The organism is Enterobacter cloacae complex sp. IR5412 (assembly GCF_049237385.1).
In the GTDB taxonomy this organism is placed as follows: Bacteria; Pseudomonadota; Gammaproteobacteria; order Enterobacterales; family Enterobacteriaceae; genus Enterobacter; species Enterobacter intestinihominis.
Genome location: NZ_JBMKHQ010000003.1, coordinates 469,261 through 485,976, shown reverse-complemented (window position 1 = coordinate 485,976; position 16,716 = coordinate 469,261). Strand labels below are relative to the sequence as shown.

15 protein-coding genes are annotated in these 16,716 nt (G+C 55.4%); 8 read left to right on the top strand and 7 right to left on the bottom strand.

Features of this window, described 5'->3' with window-relative positions; all coding sequences use genetic code 11:
* Positions 1-86 precede the first annotated feature (86 nt).
* Complete coding sequence (locus ACOTX2_RS08525) at positions 87-1,052, bottom strand: magnesium and cobalt transport protein CorA (protein ID WP_048966601.1); 966 nt, start codon at positions 1,050-1,052, stop codon at positions 87-89.
* A gap of 121 nt (positions 1,053-1,173) precedes the next feature.
* Positions 1,174-2,031: an alpha/beta fold hydrolase gene (locus ACOTX2_RS08520; RefSeq protein WP_421625904.1), complete on the bottom strand. Its 858-nt coding sequence runs from the start codon at positions 2,029-2,031 to the stop codon at positions 1,174-1,176.
* A 367-nt stretch (positions 2,032-2,398) separates the two neighbouring features.
* Between ACOTX2_RS08520 and ACOTX2_RS08515 the strand changes: the two genes are divergently transcribed.
* Together ACOTX2_RS08515 and ACOTX2_RS08510 are read left to right on the top strand one after the other, a co-directional pair.
* Positions 2,399-2,764: a hypothetical protein gene (locus ACOTX2_RS08515; protein ID WP_045621686.1), complete on the top strand. Its 366-nt coding sequence runs from the start codon at positions 2,399-2,401 to the stop codon at positions 2,762-2,764.
* Between the two features lie 10 nt (positions 2,765-2,774).
* Entirely contained in the window at positions 2,775-4,871 is a 2,097-nt protein-coding gene (locus ACOTX2_RS08510) for a pyrroloquinoline quinone-dependent dehydrogenase (protein WP_022648004.1), read from the top strand.
* A gap of 74 nt (positions 4,872-4,945) precedes the next feature.
* Here ACOTX2_RS08510 and ACOTX2_RS08505 read toward each other — a convergent pair whose 3' ends face one another.
* On the bottom strand, positions 4,946-5,536 hold the full coding sequence (locus tag ACOTX2_RS08505) for a DUF4142 domain-containing protein (protein ID WP_022648005.1): 591 nt from the start codon (positions 5,534-5,536) through the stop codon (positions 4,946-4,948).
* 249 nt (positions 5,537-5,785) lie between these two features.
* On the opposite strand from ACOTX2_RS08505, the gene ACOTX2_RS08500 reads away from it, so the two are divergent.
* Both ACOTX2_RS08500 and ACOTX2_RS08495 read left to right on the top strand, forming a co-directional pair.
* Complete coding sequence (locus ACOTX2_RS08500) at positions 5,786-6,064, top strand: DUF1471 domain-containing protein (RefSeq protein WP_063147370.1); 279 nt, start codon at positions 5,786-5,788, stop codon at positions 6,062-6,064.
* A gap of 307 nt (positions 6,065-6,371) precedes the next feature.
* The gene (locus ACOTX2_RS08495) at positions 6,372-6,545 is read left to right on the top strand and encodes a GnsA/GnsB family addiction module toxin (RefSeq protein WP_074136302.1); all 174 of its coding nucleotides are present in this window, start codon (positions 6,372-6,374) and stop codon (positions 6,543-6,545) included.
* Between the two features lie 87 nt (positions 6,546-6,632).
* On the opposite strand, the gene ACOTX2_RS08490 is transcribed toward ACOTX2_RS08495, so the two are convergent.
* Positions 6,633-7,469 carry an alpha/beta fold hydrolase gene (locus tag ACOTX2_RS08490; protein WP_022648007.1) on the bottom strand — a complete coding sequence of 279 codons (837 nt, stop codon included), beginning with the start codon at positions 7,467-7,469 and terminating at the stop codon, positions 6,633-6,635.
* A 659-nt stretch (positions 7,470-8,128) separates the two neighbouring features.
* Positions 8,129-9,118: a 2-hydroxyacid dehydrogenase gene (locus ACOTX2_RS08485; RefSeq protein WP_063147369.1), complete on the bottom strand. Its 990-nt coding sequence runs from the start codon at positions 9,116-9,118 to the stop codon at positions 8,129-8,131.
* Positions 9,119-9,328: 210 nt separating this feature from the next.
* Here ACOTX2_RS08485 and ACOTX2_RS08480 point away from each other — a divergent pair, with 210 nt between their 5' ends.
* From ACOTX2_RS08480 to ACOTX2_RS08470, 3 genes are read left to right on the top strand one after another with little or no spacing between them, the layout of a single operon-like run.
* On the top strand, positions 9,329-11,968 hold the full coding sequence (locus tag ACOTX2_RS08480) for a YdbH family protein (RefSeq protein ID WP_063147368.1): 2,640 nt from the start codon (positions 9,329-9,331) through the stop codon (positions 11,966-11,968).
* Positions 11,965-12,156, top strand: coding sequence for a YnbE family lipoprotein (locus ACOTX2_RS08475; protein WP_003857369.1), 192 nt, complete (start codon positions 11,965-11,967; stop codon positions 12,154-12,156). Before ACOTX2_RS08480 ends, ACOTX2_RS08475 begins: the two co-directional genes overlap by 4 nt.
* 7 nt (positions 12,157-12,163) lie before the next feature.
* Positions 12,164-12,481 (top strand): YdbL family protein, encoded by a 318-nt coding sequence (locus ACOTX2_RS08470; protein WP_022648010.1) that lies wholly within the window; start codon positions 12,164-12,166, stop codon positions 12,479-12,481.
* On the opposite strand, the gene feaR is transcribed toward ACOTX2_RS08470, so the two are convergent.
* A complete protein-coding gene (gene feaR, locus ACOTX2_RS08465; protein ID WP_023300024.1) occupies positions 12,482-13,390 on the bottom strand; it encodes a transcriptional regulator FeaR in 909 nt (302 codons plus the stop codon).
* 241 nt (positions 13,391-13,631) lie between these two features.
* Here feaR and ACOTX2_RS08460 point away from each other — a divergent pair, with 241 nt between their 5' ends.
* Positions 13,632-15,131, top strand: coding sequence for an aldehyde dehydrogenase family protein (locus ACOTX2_RS08460; protein WP_022648012.1), 1,500 nt, complete (start codon positions 13,632-13,634; stop codon positions 15,129-15,131).
* 426 nt (positions 15,132-15,557) lie between these two features.
* Here the strand turns inward: ACOTX2_RS08460 and ACOTX2_RS08455 are convergent, their stop codons facing one another.
* The gene (locus ACOTX2_RS08455; protein WP_063843858.1) at positions 15,558-16,664 is read right to left on the bottom strand and encodes a GGDEF domain-containing protein; all 1,107 of its coding nucleotides are present in this window, start codon (positions 16,662-16,664) and stop codon (positions 15,558-15,560) included.
* Positions 16,665-16,716 lie beyond the last annotated feature (52 nt).

Genomic DNA, 16,716 nt, shown 5'->3' with positions numbered 1-16,716 from the left:
TAGGGTATGGTGTCGTGGCATAATCGACATAAGCGTGAGGCTTTACTGTACTTCACGACACCAAAAACTATCAGATCGCTTATCAATCAAAGCCAGCGAGAGCGTTTGAGCCGAAGCCACAGTAATACACAGGCTCCCAGCGTGACAGCGACCGTAGCCGGATAACCAAAGAGCGTCTTCAGTTCCGGCATATGGTCGAAGTTCATACCATACATGCTAAAGACTACCGTCGGGATCACGAGGATGGCCCCCCAACCGGCCAGTTTCTTCACGACTTCGTTTTGCTGCACTGAAACCAGTGCCAGGTTAACGTGCATCGCGCTGCTTAGCAGCTCACGCATGTCATTTACATCCGTTACTACATGGCTTGCGTGATCCTGAATATCTCTGAAATACGCCCTGAGGGGTTTTGGAATAAGTTCTTCATGAATGCGGATAAGCTCTGTACAGATTTCTTCTACTGGCTGAGCGGCGTTGCGAAGCCCGAGTAGATTACGGCGGAGGGAATACACGTCCTGAATAGCTTCACGGTCAAATTCACTGTGAAAAAGTGTCGCTTCTATATCACCAATTTTGGTGTTGAGGCGCGCAGTCAGCTCTGCATAACTGTCAACAATAAAATCCAGAATACAGTAAAGAGGATAAGCCGGACCGTACGAAAGCATGTCCGGGGCCTCAGCAGCACGGGCGCGTATAGGTGCATAGCTCACTGAAGCACCATGGCGCACCGTAATAAGGAAGTTTCGGCCCACAAACAAATGCGTTTCGCCAAACTCAATATTGTCGTCCTGTCCACTGACGGTTTTTACAACGATAAATGCCGAGCTGCCATAACGCTCTATTTTAGGCCGCTGATGTGCATTAAGCGCATCCTCAACGGCCAGATCGTGCAGACCGAACTCCTCCTGGACTTTGTACATAAAAGCAGGTTCAGGCTGCCAAAGCCCCAGCCAGATAAACGCATCGGTATCCTGGATGATTTCGCTGATATCCTCAATATCTACGGTTTCGGCGGGGTGGCCTGAACGGTAGACCATACAGTTAACAATCATTTCCTGACTATCCCTTAAGCATGTGTCTAAGAAGCTTAACCATTTCCGTTAAATTTCCAAATTTTTATGCCGGCAGGTTTTAATATGTTGAATACTCAGAAAGGTCATGTTCACGCGTCGTTCAATCCGGGCACTGACTCTCCAGCCATTGACCGACGACGGGCCATAATTTCTCCGCACATCGCGTACGAAAAAATCCCATATGCCCAATGGACGAAAGACCAAACTCTGCGTGCCGTATCTCGCAGCGTTCTATTTTTGCTTGTTGCACCGGCTCCATCAGCCGCGCAATAGCTTCACGGTTAGCCCAGGGATCGTCATCAAATCCCATTACCAGCACGGGTAGGGTGATCTCACTAGCCCGTTGGCGTGCATTCCAGTGTGGATCATCGTAAAAATATCCAGGCATTGCGCTCCAGCGCCCCCATTGAAGCATGACTGGCGCCGGTAAATCTTCACCCAGCCCCAGGCGCCTGGCAGGCATGTAACCGAAAATACGGCACAGAATCGGAGCCAGAACACGTAATACGCACCAGACACGCACCTTTTCTGTGGTGCGTTTGATGGTGCTCGTCACCCCGGCATGTGAGGCTACAATGACCGCAGCTTGCAGGGCGTGGGTGGCTGTTGAAAGCAGAACGGCATGCCCGCCCACACTGTGTCCTACCGCCAACAGGCTAAGCCCTGGAAAATGTGCTTTAGCCCAGGCGGTTATACATCCGACGTCCTGGTCGATCCAGTCAGACATAGAAACGCGGTAAGTACGGACCAGCCCGGATTTAGAGAGGCCGGTGCCGCGATAATCGTATGTGAGGACGTTGAATCCTCTGTTAAAAAGATATTCTGCGAATCCCTTATAAAACCCCTGTACAACCGCCGTTGCCGGATGAAGGAGCACTATCGCTTTGGCATCGCTTCTTTCCCAAATTGTGGCTGCCAGAAATCCACCTCCATTTACGGGTATTATGACTGAACGCATTCATAGAGCCTTATTTATGTGGTCATACCAGTTATGCCTGAATTAAATCTAGCCTTTACTACCCCATCTGGCGATTTTTTTTACACCCCAGCGTTTGTCCCTCGCTCAAAGCAGACAATAAACCTCGCCCGTGCGTTTTTAGCGAAACACACTGCCTTATGGGCTCAACGTGAGGAAGGGGACTCGCCGGATAAACGCCCCTTTAAAAAATCCTCTTCTATACTCAGTTACGTTTAGGGAAATATGCCGCCGTTTTTCACGTCGCGTTGTTTTAATAGCCATTGCACGCGCGAACAGCAGGGACATATATCCACGAAAACGCCTTAATGTTGGTCCATTTTGCATTTTTTAGAGGGGGATTCCTGGTATGTTGCATTCTCAATCTTCGCGCGTCGGCACTATTTTGCTGCTGTTGGCCGCGGTTATAGGCTTCGCGGTGGCGCTATACGCCTGGTGGACGCCGCTTACCGGCGTCACAGACACCATTGGCGCACTGGGCGTGGCCATTGCCAGCGCGGTGCTGGCGATACTGATCTTTGTGTTACGTGCGGCATCGGGGCGCGGGGCGCGTGTTTTCCTGATTATTGTCACCCTGGTGGTGTTGGCGGGTATTGGTTTTGCCGCCGCGCTGCTGCACCAGTACATCATAACGGCAGCCATGGTGGTCGGCCTGATTGGTCTGATTATGCTGAGCAGCCATTCCGCCCGTTACAACCATTCCGTCAGAACCTGAGGAGCCGCCCGTGCATAACGATAAGCATTATCCCTTCATAAAAGTCAGCATGACGGCGCTGGCGCTGCTGGTCACCCCGTTCGCGCTGCAGGCGCAGGATAAAGCCGCTGAGGCCTCTCAGGGGACCCAGGAATCACTGAATATTGATGCGGCCGATCAGCAGGCGCCTGGAACCACAAAAACCACAGACGATGCCTCAACCGGTAGCGGTGACGGAAAGAAAGTCGCCTCGGCCAGCCAGCCAGCGACGCCGCTGGTGCCCGGCACGCCAACCTGGGACAGCTTCCACGGCCAGCTTAACGCGCAGAAATACAGCCCGCTTACCCAGATCACGGCGGATAACGTCAGTAAATTAACGAAAGTCTGGGAGTTCCATACCGGCGACGTCTCGGATGGTAAAGGTGATACGCCAGCGACCGTGTGGTCCGCAACGCCCATTTTCGCTAACGACACGCTCTACATCGGTACCCCTTTCGATCGCCTGATTGCGCTGGATCCGGGCACGGGTAAAGAGAAGTGGCACTATGACACCAAATCGTCGCGCAAGGCACTGACCCAGCCGGTGCTGAAAAACCGCGGCGTTTCCTACTGGCAGGCCAAAAATCCGGTGAAGGGAGAGGCGTGCCAGAAGATGGTCTATATGGGCACCGTTGACGGCAAGCTCTTTGCGCTGGACGCCGATTCAGGCAAACCGTGCAGCGGCTTTGCGGACAACGGGGTGCTGGATCTGAATCAGTGGAACACCGTTAACGCCAAGTATCCGCTCTCTGTCCTGCAACCGCCAACCGTCGTCGGCAACCATCTGCTGGTGGGTTGGGCCGGGAAAGACTGGGCCTATGCCGAAGCGCCTCCGGGTACCGTATTTTCTGTCAACGCCCAGACCGGCAAGCTTGAATGGACCTTTGAGGCGATACCGGCAGAGATCCGCAAGCGTACCGGTACCGCTAACGTCTGGACGCACATGTCCGCCGATGAGGCCAATGGGCTGGTCTATCTCCCGGTCTCATCGCCGTCTCCCAACTATTGGGGCGGCAACCGCGTCGACGCAATTCCGCTTGGCACCTCCACCACCGCGCTGGACATCAACACCGGTAAAGTGGTCTGGTCCCGTCAGTGGGTACACCACGACGTCTGGGATTACGACATCAACTCTGCCCCGACGCTGATGGATATCACCGTAGACGGCAAGCAGATCCCGGCGCTGGTTCAGGCCACCAAGCAGGGCTTCCTGTTTGTGGTTAACCGCCTGACCGGGGAGGACGTCTGGCCAATTGAAGAGCGTCCGGTTCCGCAGGGTGATGGTTCGGTCCAGGGCGAAGTTCTCTCGCCTACACAGCCGTTCCCGACCAAACCTGCGCCGCTGCTCGACCAGTCGAAAAAGCCGGAAATCTGGAAGCTGGCGGATATCGTCGGTGGCGGCCAGTGCTCTCGCCTGTGGGATAACCTGACCTATGAGGGAATGTATACTCCGCCTACCACCAAAGGCGAAGGCACGCTCACCTATCCCGATAGCGCCGGCGGCGTGCAGTGGGGCGGGGTGGCGTTCGATCCGCAAAAACAGATCGCCATCGTCAACACCTCGCATATCGTTCAGTACGTGAAGCTCTACAGCCGTGAGGATTACGATAACGCGGACAAAGACTCCGGCAACGAAAGCGGCTTTGCCCCACAGGAAGGCGCCCCGTACGGTATGCGTCTGCTGGTGGCGAGCAACTGGCTGGGCATGCCGTGCTGGCAGCCGCCATTTGGTGAAATCGTGGCGATAGACATGCACACGGGCGATGTGAAATGGCGTCGTCCGGTTGGCGCCTCACAGCAGTATGGCTTCTTCATGCCGGAAAGCTGGGGTTCGCCTACCATTGGTGGCCCGGCAGTGACGGCGGGTGGCGTGATCTTCATCGGTGCTTCAATGGATGCCAAAGTGCGTGCCTACTCGGTAGAGAGCGGTGAAGAGCTGTGGTCCGATCAGGCAGAAGCTCCAGCGGTAGCGAACCCGTCCGTGTATGAATATAAGGGTCGGCAGTATGTGGCCTTCGTGGCTGGCGGGAACACGATCCTGAAGGATCAGGTAGGCGATCAGGTGGTTGTCTACGCGTTGCCGGAATAATTCATCAGGAAGGTGAAATAAGCGTGGGGCCTGCGGGCCCCACTTTATTTTGCAGTAGTCGTTTCACCGACGCGTTATTTATCGGCTGATGCGCCAGCACGCGTTGACATCTGCTCGGCGGACTTCAGATGCTGCTCAACGACCGGCGTGTGCTCGTTGGCCAGAGCCTTCACATCCGGATCGTCGATTTTACTGGCGTCGCTCTTAAGCTTCGACAGCACCTTCTCGTGGTCCTTCACGCCAGCATATTCCATATACATTTTGTCAAAAGCGTCACCGCGCTGGTTTTCAAGCCTTGAGTTCAGGGCTTTATGGGCGGCGTCTGGCTCGGTCGGCAGCTCTACGCCCTTTTTCTGGGCAACGGCCTGCACTTTGGTCAGGGCGGCGCCGTGGTCGTCGACCATTTTCTGGGCGAATGTTTTCACTTCACTGGTCTGGGCCTTGTCCAGGGCGAGCCTGGCGGCGGCGACTTCGTTGATATTGGCCTGCGCCATGTCCTTCAACGCTTTCTCGTCGCCGGAGCTGAGTCTGGCGTCCGGTTGAGCCTGGCCCGCAGCGTTAGTTTGCGCGGCGCTTGTCGTCTGGGCTTGTACGCCAACGGTGCTGAACATTGCTGCAACTGCTGATACGGCTAGCAGCCTTTTCAGGGTTTTACTCGTGTGCATATTGTTCTCCTGATGGTCATGGTACAGGTAAGTTTCGGTTACCTTACGCGCAACCGGGCAGATAAATGCTAACTGCACAGGTCAGTATAGTAGATGAACCTGCTGTAATCGCAGGTTGCGTCAGAGAGGGCAGGTAATAATGCTCAACTGGCGACGCTTATCGCTCAGTCTCTCTACGACATTGGCACGGATCATTCCCATATTTGATGCTAATGTTAAATAGATAGATTTATTAACAGGAGGAATGATATGAAAAAAGCACTATTAGGGAGTGTATTGGCTTTAACAGTTGCAAGCTTTGGCGCATCTGCGGCAGATATGATTTCCAAAGATGAAGCGCACCACTTCAAACTTGAATACCTGGGCAATGTATCTGTAGGGGCTTCAGGTGGACAAGTTTCTTCACCTTCAGATCTTCATCAAAAACTCTCGAAACTGGCAGATGAGAAGGGCGGGAAATACTATGTCATCATCGCTGCTCGAGAGCATGGCCCTAACTTCCAGGCCGTAGCAGAAGTCTTCAAATAATCTTTCCGAATAACGCAGAAACCCGCTCATGGCGGGTTTTTTGCTTATAGAGAGCAAAAAAAATGCCCCTGGTGCGGGGCGAGTTTGAGTCAAATCTTTTCTTATGTTTATGTGCTCTAAGGCGTTGGCACAATAACAGCTTATTCAAATAATGCAATCTAAATGCATATTTAAATGCAATGGCCCCATCTGCCCCTCATCTCAAGGTGAAGGCAGCATACGTAACGCAGATAGTCTACGCTTTACATAGGGTTATGGTTAAAACCAGTTAGATACTGGAAACAGTAAACGGCCGCAAGAGGTAAATATGAAAGTTGACGCAATGACGCAAAAGGCAGAGGAAGAAATTTCAGCGCTTATAGCCAAAAAAATTGCAGAATTACGAAAAAAAACAGGGCAGGAAGTCTCTGAAATTGAGTTTATCGCTCATGAGGCCATGACAGGCCTGGAGGGGTATGAAGTAAAAATCAAACTCCTGTAAGCGTTTCTTCCTGAAATGGTCGCTCAATTCTTGCCGCAAAAGAGAACCGGGCGTGGTGCCCGGTTGTTTTATGGATAATCAACGTCTTTATGAGCGAATAAACGTCAGGATATCGGCATTTATGGTATCTGCATGCGTGGTATGCATCCCATGCGGGAAGCCTGGATAGATTTTAAGCTCGCTGTTTGCGAGCAGCTTATCCTGAAGAAGGGAGGCATTTTTATACGGGACGACCTGATCGTCATCACCCTGCAACACCAGGACGGGAACCGTGATGGCTTTGAGATCGTCCGTCTGGTCGGTTTCTGAAAATGCCTTAATGCCATCATAGTGGGCTTTGGCGCTACCGATCATACCCTGACGCCACCAGTTCTGGATTGTTCCCTGCGAAACCTCTGCTCCGTCTCGGTTAAATCCATAGAAAGGACCGCTGGCGACGTCGAGGTAAAACTGGGCGCGGTTAGCGGCCAGCGCCTGGCGGAAGCCGTCGAACACTTCAATGGGCGTACCGCCGGGGTTCGTGTCTGATTTTACCATCAGCGGAGGAACGGCGCTGACAAGTACCGCTTTGGCCACTCGCCCCTGAGGCTGGCCGTACTTCGCAACGTATCTGGCGACCTGGCCTCCGCCGGTGGAGTGGCCGACGTGCACGGCATTACGCAAATCAAGGCTTTCGACCACGGCTGATGCGTCGGAGGCATAATGATCCATATCATGACCTTCACTCACCTGATCGGAACGACCATGACCACGACGGTCGAGGGCGATGACGCGGAAGCCTTCTGCAAGGAAAAAGAGCATCTGGTTATCCCAGTCATCGGCGCTCAGCGGCCAGCCGTGATGGAAAACGATCGGCTGCGCATCCTTCGGACCCCAGTCTTTGTAATAAATACTGACACCATCTTTCGTTGTTACGAATGCCATATTTCAGACTCCTCTGCTAATGGCAACATGTGTGAAGGCTAAGTAAATAGCCCAGCATTTAGGGACGTAATAAAACTGACTTATATTAATCTTATTACTGATATATCCGCTTAAAGTGTAGAAGGGTTCCTGAAAACAGTTATAGATTAATTTTGTATGGTCATTATTTATTTTTAAACGAAATATCCCCTAAACCAGCCGGGGCACTGTGTTATTTTTCTCGCGTGGTGAATCCCCCTGTGCGGTGGGGCTAAACAGCATGTGTAGCTTAGGTAATCAGTAGCGAGTCAAGGTGGCTGACCAACGACTCACCGGGAGGCACCCGGCACCACACATACGTTAAAGCTTGTATCTCGCTGAATTTATTAGGGATGGTGTATGAAGTTGGGCTTTTTGGCTGGAGCAGTGCTGGCAACCTGGTTGTCTTTAACCTACCCGACGCAAATGAGAGCTGTTTTTGAACAACTGGTTACGATAGTGCAGCAAATCACGCAGCCTTCAGCAGAGCCTCATTCTGATATGGTCACACCGGAACAGTCATATCCTTGATTGTTATATTTACGATGAACGTTAGCCATCTTAATAGTTAACCTGTGCTTATTTTTCTGATGGGCTTATTATTGGCCGGGCAGAGGTTACCGCCACCCGGCCTGACGGTCTTAAACGATCGCGTTAGGGCACGCTTCGCCCTTATCAAGCTGCTGTAAATTCCCCAGCGTGGTTTCCGAAATACTGATCAGCGCTTCGGCGGTCAGAAACGCCTGGTGGCCGGTGAACAACACGTTGTGGCAGGCCGACAGGCGACGGAACACGTCGTCCTGAATCACGTCGTTAGATTTATCTTCAAAGAACAGATCGCGTTCGTTCTCATACACGTCCATACCCAACGCGCCGATTTTTTGCGTTTTCAACGCTTCGATAGCGGCCTGAGAGTCGATCAGTCCGCCGCGGCTGGTATTGATGATCATCACGCCGTCTTTCATCTGGTCGAACGCCGACTGGTTAAGCAGGTGATAGTTTTCAGGAGTCAGCGGGCAGTGCAGGGAGATAACATCAGACTGCGAGAAGAGCGTTTTCAGATCGACATACTCCAAGCCCAGCTCCAGCGCAGCGGCGCTTGGGTACGGATCAAACGCCAGCAGGCGCATGCCAAATCCTTTCAGGATGCGTAGGGCGGCCACACCAATTTTACCGGTACCGATCACGCCTGCGGTTTTACCGTACATAGTAAAGCCGGTCAGCCCTTCCAGAGAGAAGTTGGCATCACGGGTACGCTGATAGGCACGGTGAATACGACGGTTGAGCGACATCATCATCCCGACCGCATGTTCTGCCACGGCTTCCGGAGAATAGGCCGGAACGCGAACAACCTTCAGACCCAGCTCTTTGGCGGCATCGAGATCGACGTTGTTAAAGCCCGCGCAGCGCAGGGCAATGTATTTCACGCCCTGTTTTTTCAACTCTTCCAGTACCGGTCGGCTACCGTCATCGTTAACGAAGATACACACGCCTTCGCAGCCGTGGGCGGTTTTAGCCGTCTTTTCAGTCAGCAGAAAGTCGAAAAATTCAAGATCGAAACCGTACGTCTCGTTAACATGTTGCAGATACTTTTTGTCGTACTGCTTTGTGCTATATACCGCGAGTTTCATAAGACTTTCTCCAGTGATTTTGGAACCACGTTAGCATGTTTAAAATTATCTTACAATTTTTCAAAATTCATTGAAATCAATAAGTTCTATGAATTATTGTAGAGCATCTACTCTTAAAAATGGCATTACCTTCAACTGACTGGCTAAACATGCGACAATGAGCGGCAAGAACGGCTTATTTATTTCGCAAAATCAGGATATTAACTGCCCATGAAGGGTAAATACAAAGCCGCAATCGCGCTATTACTGCTGCTATTTCTTGTGCCGCTGACGCTGCTGATGACGCTCGCCCAGTGGGTGCCCACGCTCGCCGGGATCTGGCTTCCCGTTGGAACACGCATCGCGTTTGAAAAAAGCCCACGGCTCACGCGCCACGCCCTGATCATCCCCGATCTCCGTTATCTGGTAGAAGAGTGCGAAATTGCCCGCGTGGAAAACGTGACCCTGTCACACCCCAGCCGCTGGGATCTGGATATTGGCGCACTTGAACTTAACTCTGTCTGCCTGAGCAAATTACCGCAATCGGCGCCGTCTACGGTGGCGCCGAAAACGCTGGCGCAGTGGCAGGCCGTCCTGCCCAACACCTGGCTGACCATCCACCGTTTTACCCTTTCTCCCTGGCAGCAGTGGGAGGGTGAGCTACATGCCTCACTCACGCCAGCCCGCCAGGACATCACCTATAAAGGCGAGCAGGTGAGCATTAAGGGGCAGTTGCGCGGCCAGACGCTCTCCTTCAGCCAGTTCGATGTGCAGCTGCCGGACCAGTCGCAGCCCGTGAAGCTGGTCGGTGAATTTACCCTGCCGCTGGTGCCGGACGGCGTACCGGTGAAAGGGCATACGGTCGCGACCTTTAACGTGCCACAGTTATCCTCGCTGGTCGATGCCGATCTGGACTGGGAGGATAATCAGGGCCAGCTGGTGGTTATGGCGCGGGACAACCCCGATCCGCTGCTCGATTTACCGTGGCAGATCACCGCTCAGCAGTTGACCATCAGCGACGGGCGCTGGAACTGGTCAGCCTCCGGTATGCCGATGAGCGGTCGCATCGGCCTGAAGGTGGATAACTGGCAGCAGGGGCTGGAGAAAGCCACCTTCACGGGGCGGCTCAACGTGCTGACCCAGGGGGACGCGGGTAAGGGCAACGCGGTGCTGAATATCGGTCCCGGCTCGCTCAGTATGGAAAACAGCGCTATGCCGCTGCACCTGAGCGGGGAAGCCAAGCAAAACGATCTGATCCTGTATGCCAGACTCCCGGCGAAGCTGACCGGCAGCCTTTACGATCCGCAGCTTACGTTTGAACCCGGCGCACTATTGCGCTCGCGCGGACGCATCATTGACTCGCTGGATATCGATGAGATCCGCTGGCCGCTGGCGGGCGTGAAGCTCACGCAAAAGGGCGTGGACGGCCGCCTGCAAGCCATTCTGCGGGCGCATGAAAACGAGATGGGCAATTTTGAGCTGCATCTGGACGGCCAGGCTAACGACTTTTTACCGGACAACGGTTTGTGGCAGTGGCGCTACTGGGGTAAAGGGAACTTCACGCCGATGAACGCGCGCTGGGATGTCCGGGGAACCGGGGAGTGGCGCGACAACGTTATCGAACTGACCGATCTTTCTACGGGGTTCGACAAACTGCAGTACGGCACGATGCTGGTCAGCAAACCGCGCCTGGTGCTGGATCACCCGGTGCGCTGGTCGCGGGACCCGGATAACCCCACCTTTAGCGGTGCGCTCGCGCTCAATGCCGGGCAAACAAGCTTTTCAGGCGGAAGCGTGCTGCCGCCGTCCGTTTTGACCTTCAGCGTTGACGGGACAGACCCGACGGTGTTCCAGTTTAAAGGGAACCTTCATGCGGATGACATCGGCCCGGTCCAGGTGAATGGACGCTGGGACGGCGAACGCCTCCGCGGTCAGGCCTGGTGGCCAAAACAGTCTCTTACAGTGTTCCAGCCGCTGATCCCGCCAGACTGGAAAATGACCCTGCGCGGCGGCGAAATGTACGCGCAGGTGGCTTTCTCGGCGGCCCCCGACCAGGGGTTTGAGGCCGGGGGGCACGGCGTGCTGAAAGCGGGCAGCGCGTGGATGCCGGATAACGAAATCAACGGCGTTGATTTTGTTCTGCCGTTCCGCTTAAGCCAGGGCACCTGGTCACTGGGCACGCGCGGACCGGTAACGTTACGAATCGACGAGGTGAAAAACCTGGTCACAGCCCGAAATCTCACCGCGGATCTCCAGGGCGATTATCCCTGGACCGAAGCGAACCCGCTCCTGCTCACCAACGTGAAGGTGGAAGCGCTCGGCGGGAAAATCACCATGCAGCAGTTGAGAATGCCGCAGCACGATCCGGCTTTACTGCGCGTGGATAATATTTCCTCCAGCGAACTGATAAGCGCGGTAAATCCGAAGCAGTTTGCCATGTCCGGCCCGGTGAGCGGCGCGCTGCCGTTCTGGCTGGACAATGAGAAATGGATCATTAAAGATGGCTGGCTGACCAACCCGGGGCCGATGACGCTGCGCATCGACCAGGACACGGCGGATGCCATTGTGAAAGACAACGTGGTTGCCGGGGCGGCGATCAACTGGCTCCGCTATATGGAAATTTCGCAGTCGTGGACAAAACTCAATGTGGATAATCTGGGTGTGTTAACCATGCAGGCGGCCATTAAAGGCACCAGCCGCGTCGAGGGCAAAAGCAGTTTCGTTAACCTGAATTACACCCATGAAGAGAACATTTTTACCCTCTGGCGCAGCCTGCGCTTTGGGGACAATCTGCAAACATGGTTTGAGCAACATGCGGCGATACCCCTTCTCCGCAGTTCGACAGGCAAGGAAAGTGAGGAACAACAATGAAAAAGAGGGCAGGTGTACTCACCGTGGCCGTCGTCGCGCTGCTGTCAGGCTGCACGCCGCGCATTGAAGTGGCGGCGCCCAAAGAGCCGATCACCATCAACATGAACGTGAAAATCGAGCATGAAATCCATATCAAGGTGGATAAAGACGTCGAAGCCCTGCTGAAATCCCGCAGCGATCTGTTCTGAGGATGCCATGAAACGATTAGCTCTGATGTTACTGGCGCTGGGGATGAACGTTCACGCCGCCACGCTTACGCTCAACGATGCGCGCACCCAGGGGCGCGTAGGGGAAACCCTGAGCGGCTATCTTGCGCCCGTTCAGCACGACGCTGAAACCCTGGCGCTGGTGAACCGTATCAACGCCGCACGCACGGAAAGTTACCAGCAGCTTGCTGACAGCAATAATTTGCCCGTCGACGAGGTGGCGAAAATGGCGGGGCAAAAGCTGGTGGCCCGCGCGCAGCCGGGTGAGTACGTGAAGGGGATTAACGGCAAATGGCTGAAAAAGTAACTAGCGGTAACGCTTACGGTATTCGCCCGGCGAAACCCCGAAACGCTGCTTAAAGGCGGTGGAAAAATGGCTATGGTCGGTAAAGCCCCAGCTGTAGCCAATGCCCGCCAGCTTTTCGTCATCGCCGATGGAACGCAGCGCCTGAGCGCATAAATCGAGGCGACGGTTCTTAATATACTGCGCCACCACCAGCCCTTTCCCGGCAAACATGCGGTACAAGCTACGCACGGACATGCCGCTCTCTGAGGCTATCCACTCCGGTCTTAACGCCTCCGACTGAATATGATCGTCAATCAGGGACAGAACGTGGCGGAACTGACGCTCCTTGCGCGGCAGCACCTCGTCATGCTGCTGGAAGGCCGGACGCAGCAGACACACCATCGCCTCCAGCGCCGCTTCGCTTTCACTGGCGCTGAGATCGGCATTGCCCATGCTCTCCTGTAATAGTCGGTAGCTCAGCTGTACGGTAGGCAGACTGCGGGAGAGGGGCAACGCGCACCTCACTTCCTGAAAACGCGCGTGTTGCTCAATGATTTGTCGCGGGAGCAACAGAGAAATCTGGCGGGAACGCTCCTGCCAGTAAATGGAGCACGGGCGGGAGGCATCAATCAGCGTGATATCCCCGGCTTTCAGCAGCGCGCGCTGGTCGTCCTGTTCGATTCCGGCGCTGCCTTCCAGCTGAAACACGGTGTAGAACCAGGCGTCGTTGCCGTTTTTGATCTCCTGACGGGTGCGAAACAGGTTAACGCCTGCGGCGGTCACCGTGCTCAGCTTCAGACTTTGGGTATAGCTGGTTTCCAGTTCGCCGAGAAACGCCCCCTCTAATGGACGTGCCGCAAAGCGCCCACAAACCTGGTTAATTTGCGCCAGCCACTGCTGAAAATTGTCCTGTTCGCTTGCACATGCCATTGATTTTCTCGCTGCACCGTCACTGTTTTCGCATTGTTGCATTTATGTTGCATTTTGTCAGGGTTACGAGGCTGACTATAGGAAAGAACACTCAACGGTTACAGCGATATAAGCGGGAATTATCGCGATTTGCGGAGCCTGTCACAGCTGGCAAAGCGAATGTCACACAGACAAAAGCAGGAATGCGAATCCCCTCTTAGACTGCATACACACCCTGCGAAGCATAACGAAGGAGTATCCTATGTCCGAATCACACGTCGCCGTCCTGCCTGGCGTGCAGCAGTTTTTAGATCGCCAGCACGGCCTGTGGATCGAAGGGCGTCAGGCGGCATCCGATAGCGAAAAGCGTCTGAACGTCTACAACCCGGCGACCGGAGAGGTCATTGCCTCCACCGCCGATGCCAGCGTTGATGATGTCGATCGTGCGGTGATGTCTGGCTGGCGCGCCTTTGTCGCCCGAAGCTGGGCCGGGCGGCTTCCGGCAGAGCGGGAACGCATCCTGCTGCGGTTTGCGGATCTGGTGGAACAGCATGGCGAAGAGCTGGCACAGCTCGAAACCCTGGAGCAGGGGAAATCGATTAACATTTCCCGCGCCTTCGAGGTGGGCTGCACCCTGAACTGGATGCGCTACACGGCAGGGCTGACCACCAAAATTGCCGGTAAAACCCTCGATCTCTCGATTCCACTGCCGCAGGGCGCGCGTTATCAGGCGTGGACGCGTAAAGAGCCGGTTGGGGTCGTGGCGGGGATTGTGCCATGGAACTTCCCGCTGATGATTGGCATGTGGAAAGTGATGCCCGCGCTGGCGGCAGGTTGCTCCATCGTGATCAAACCCTCGGAAACCACGCCGCTCACCCTGTTACGGGTGGCGGAACTGGCGAGCGAGGCGGGGATCCCGGATGGCGTATTCAACGTGGTGACCGGTAGTGGCGCCGTCTGTGGCGCGGCACTGACCTCGCACCCGCGCATTGCCAAAGTGAGCTTTACCGGATCGACGGCGACGGGCAAGCAGATTGCCCGCGCGGCGGCGGATACGCTAACGGGCGTGACGCTGGAACTGGGCGGCAAAAACCCGGCCATCGTGCTGAAAGATGCCGATCCGGCGTGGGTGATTGAAGGGCTGATGACCGGCAGCTTCCTGAATCAGGGGCAGGTCTGCGCGGCCAGTTCACGTATATATATTGAAGCTCCGCTGTTCGACACGCTGGTCAGCGGCTTTGAACAGGCCGTGAAATCCCTGAGCGTCGGGCCGGGCATGTCGCCGGATGCGTTTATCAACCCGCTGGTGTCGCGCGCCCACTGCGATAAGGTCCAGGCGTTTCTGGATGAGGCGAAGGCGCACAATGCGGAGCTGATCGCCGGGAACCGGGGGCCAGACGGCAAAGGCTATTACGTTTCGCCAACGCTGGTGGTCAACCCGGATAATCATCTGCGACTGACGCGTGAAGAGGTCTTCGGGCCGGTGGTGAATCTGGTCCGTGTAGCTGACGGGGAAGAGGCGCTTCAGCTGGCGAACGACACTGAATACGGCTTAACGGCCAGCGTCTGGACGCAGAACATCAGTAAAGCGCTGGAGTACACCGACAGGCTACAGGCCGGAACCGTGTGGGTGAACAGCCACACGCTGATAGATGCCAACCTGCCGTTCGGCGGCATGAAGCAGTCTGGCACCGGGCGCGATTTCGGCCCCGACTGGCTGGACGGCTGGTGTGAAACCAAGTCGGTGTGTGTGCGGTATTAAAAAAACGCCGGGTGGCGGCTACGCCTTACCCGGCCTACGGGATCGAGGAAAAAGGTTGGTTTTGTAGGCAGGGTAAGCGCAGCGCCACCCGGCGTAACTTACAGCGACCACCGATTCCGCCCGGCCTCCTTCGCCCTGTACAGCGCCGCATCGGCGCGGGCGATGATTTCCNGGTAAGCGCAGCGCCACCCGGCGTAACTTACAGCGACCACCGATTCCGCCCGGCCTCCTTCGCCCTGTACAGCGCCGCATCGGCGCGGGCAATGATTTCCGCCCCGACTGGCTGGACGGCTGGTGCGAAACCAAGTCGGTGTGTGTGCGGTATTAAAAAAACGCCGGGTGGCGGCTACGCCTTACCCGGCCTACGGGATCGAGGAAAAAGGTTGGTTTTGTAGGCAGGGTAAGCGCAGCGCCACCCGGCGTAACTTACAGCGACCACCTATCCCGCCCGGACTCCTTCGCCCGATACAACGCCGCATCGGCGCGGGCGATGATTTCCGGGCCGGCCAGTCCTGGGGTATAGCCGGCAATGCCCATACTCACCGTCACACATTCACTCACCTTCGACGCGCTGTGCGCAATGGCTGCGGTGCGCAGGCCAGCCTGGATCCGCGCGGCGACTTTCTCAGCAACGCTTTCTTCACAGTCAAAGAGGATCACGACGAACTCCTCACCACCGTAGCGCGAAACCACATCCTCTGGCGTGCGCACCGAGGAGTTCAGCACCTCCGCGACCCGCGCGAGACACGCGTCCCCCGCCTGGTGACCATAGGTGTCGTTATACAGTTTGAAGTAGTCGACATCCAGCATCAGGACCGTGAAGCGTTTGCCTTGCTCCACCGCGTTTTCCAGCACCAGCTCCATCGCCCTGCGGTTGGCCGTTTTCGTCAGCGGATCCTGATGGGCCAGCGCATCCAGCCGCGAAATTAAACGCTGATTCTGCTGGTTGCGACGCCAGGCCTCTTCAAACCAGCTCAAGAGGATGTAGCGTCCGCAAACGAGAATGAACGTGAACACCACCCACAGCCCGGCAAAGCGAAGGTTCATCTCCTGATTCAGCAGCATGCTGGCAACGGGCATGGTGATCCACAGCGGCGCGATAAAGCACACCAGCCCCACCGGATGAAAATAGAGCGCGGTCATACCGGCCATCAGCAGGGTAACGAATATCGGCCAGGGATGAGGAAGCTGTATCACGTTGATAAACCAGTAACAACTTATCGACCATAGCAGGCTACTCATTAACAGCACGGCGCTGACGCCGCGGATGTGGCGCCAGGCCATTATTACCAGCGCCACGGAAAGGATGACTACCCCCAGCATGGAAGCGTCAATCATCTGTGTGAGAGGTGGGCTGACGTGTAAGAGGGTATCAATTTGGCCGAACAGGGAATTGCGCAGCAGGATCATGAGCGCAAAGCTCGCGTTGACGAAGGCGAGCCACGGCAGGTTCATGGCCAGCCCGTGGACAACCATGGCGTTACGGGTCGGCCAGGTCGCGGGCTCCGGAGTGGCGTTGTGTCTTTTTTCCATGAGAGAGAATGTCCCTGTGGCGGGCGGAAAGACCGCCCGCGAGTGCATGCCT

What these genes read in the sequence shown, in the direction of transcription:
- ACOTX2_RS08525 (WP_048966601.1), bottom strand. Translation starts at nt 1,052, where the DNA reads ATGATTGTTAACTGTATGGTCTACCGTTCAGGCCACCCCGCCGAAACC.
- ACOTX2_RS08520 (WP_421625904.1), bottom strand. Translation starts at nt 2,031, where the DNA reads ATGCGTTCAGTCATAATACCCGTAAATGGAGGTGGATTTCTGGCAGCC.
- ACOTX2_RS08515 (WP_045621686.1), top strand. Translation starts at nt 2,399, where the DNA reads ATGTTGCATTCTCAATCTTCGCGCGTCGGCACTATTTTGCTGCTGTTG.
- ACOTX2_RS08505 (WP_022648005.1), bottom strand. Translation starts at nt 5,536, where the DNA reads ATGCACACGAGTAAAACCCTGAAAAGGCTGCTAGCCGTATCAGCAGTT.
- ACOTX2_RS08500 (WP_063147370.1), top strand. Translation starts at nt 5,786, where the DNA reads ATGAAAAAAGCACTATTAGGGAGTGTATTGGCTTTAACAGTTGCAAGC.
- ACOTX2_RS08495 (WP_074136302.1), top strand. Translation starts at nt 6,372, where the DNA reads ATGAAAGTTGACGCAATGACGCAAAAGGCAGAGGAAGAAATTTCAGCG.
- ACOTX2_RS08490 (WP_022648007.1), bottom strand. Translation starts at nt 7,469, where the DNA reads ATGGCATTCGTAACAACGAAAGATGGTGTCAGTATTTATTACAAAGAC.
- ACOTX2_RS08485 (WP_063147369.1), bottom strand. Translation starts at nt 9,118, where the DNA reads ATGAAACTCGCGGTATATAGCACAAAGCAGTACGACAAAAAGTATCTG.
- ACOTX2_RS08480 (WP_063147368.1), top strand. Translation starts at nt 9,329, where the DNA reads ATGAAGGGTAAATACAAAGCCGCAATCGCGCTATTACTGCTGCTATTT.
- ACOTX2_RS08475 (WP_003857369.1), top strand. Translation starts at nt 11,965, where the DNA reads ATGAAAAAGAGGGCAGGTGTACTCACCGTGGCCGTCGTCGCGCTGCTG.
- ACOTX2_RS08470 (WP_022648010.1), top strand. Translation starts at nt 12,164, where the DNA reads ATGAAACGATTAGCTCTGATGTTACTGGCGCTGGGGATGAACGTTCAC.
- feaR (WP_023300024.1), bottom strand. Translation starts at nt 13,390, where the DNA reads ATGGCATGTGCAAGCGAACAGGACAATTTTCAGCAGTGGCTGGCGCAA.
- ACOTX2_RS08460 (WP_022648012.1), top strand. Translation starts at nt 13,632, where the DNA reads ATGTCCGAATCACACGTCGCCGTCCTGCCTGGCGTGCAGCAGTTTTTA.
- ACOTX2_RS08455 (WP_063843858.1), bottom strand. Translation starts at nt 16,664, where the DNA reads ATGGAAAAAAGACACAACGCCACTCCGGAGCCCGCGACCTGGCCGACC.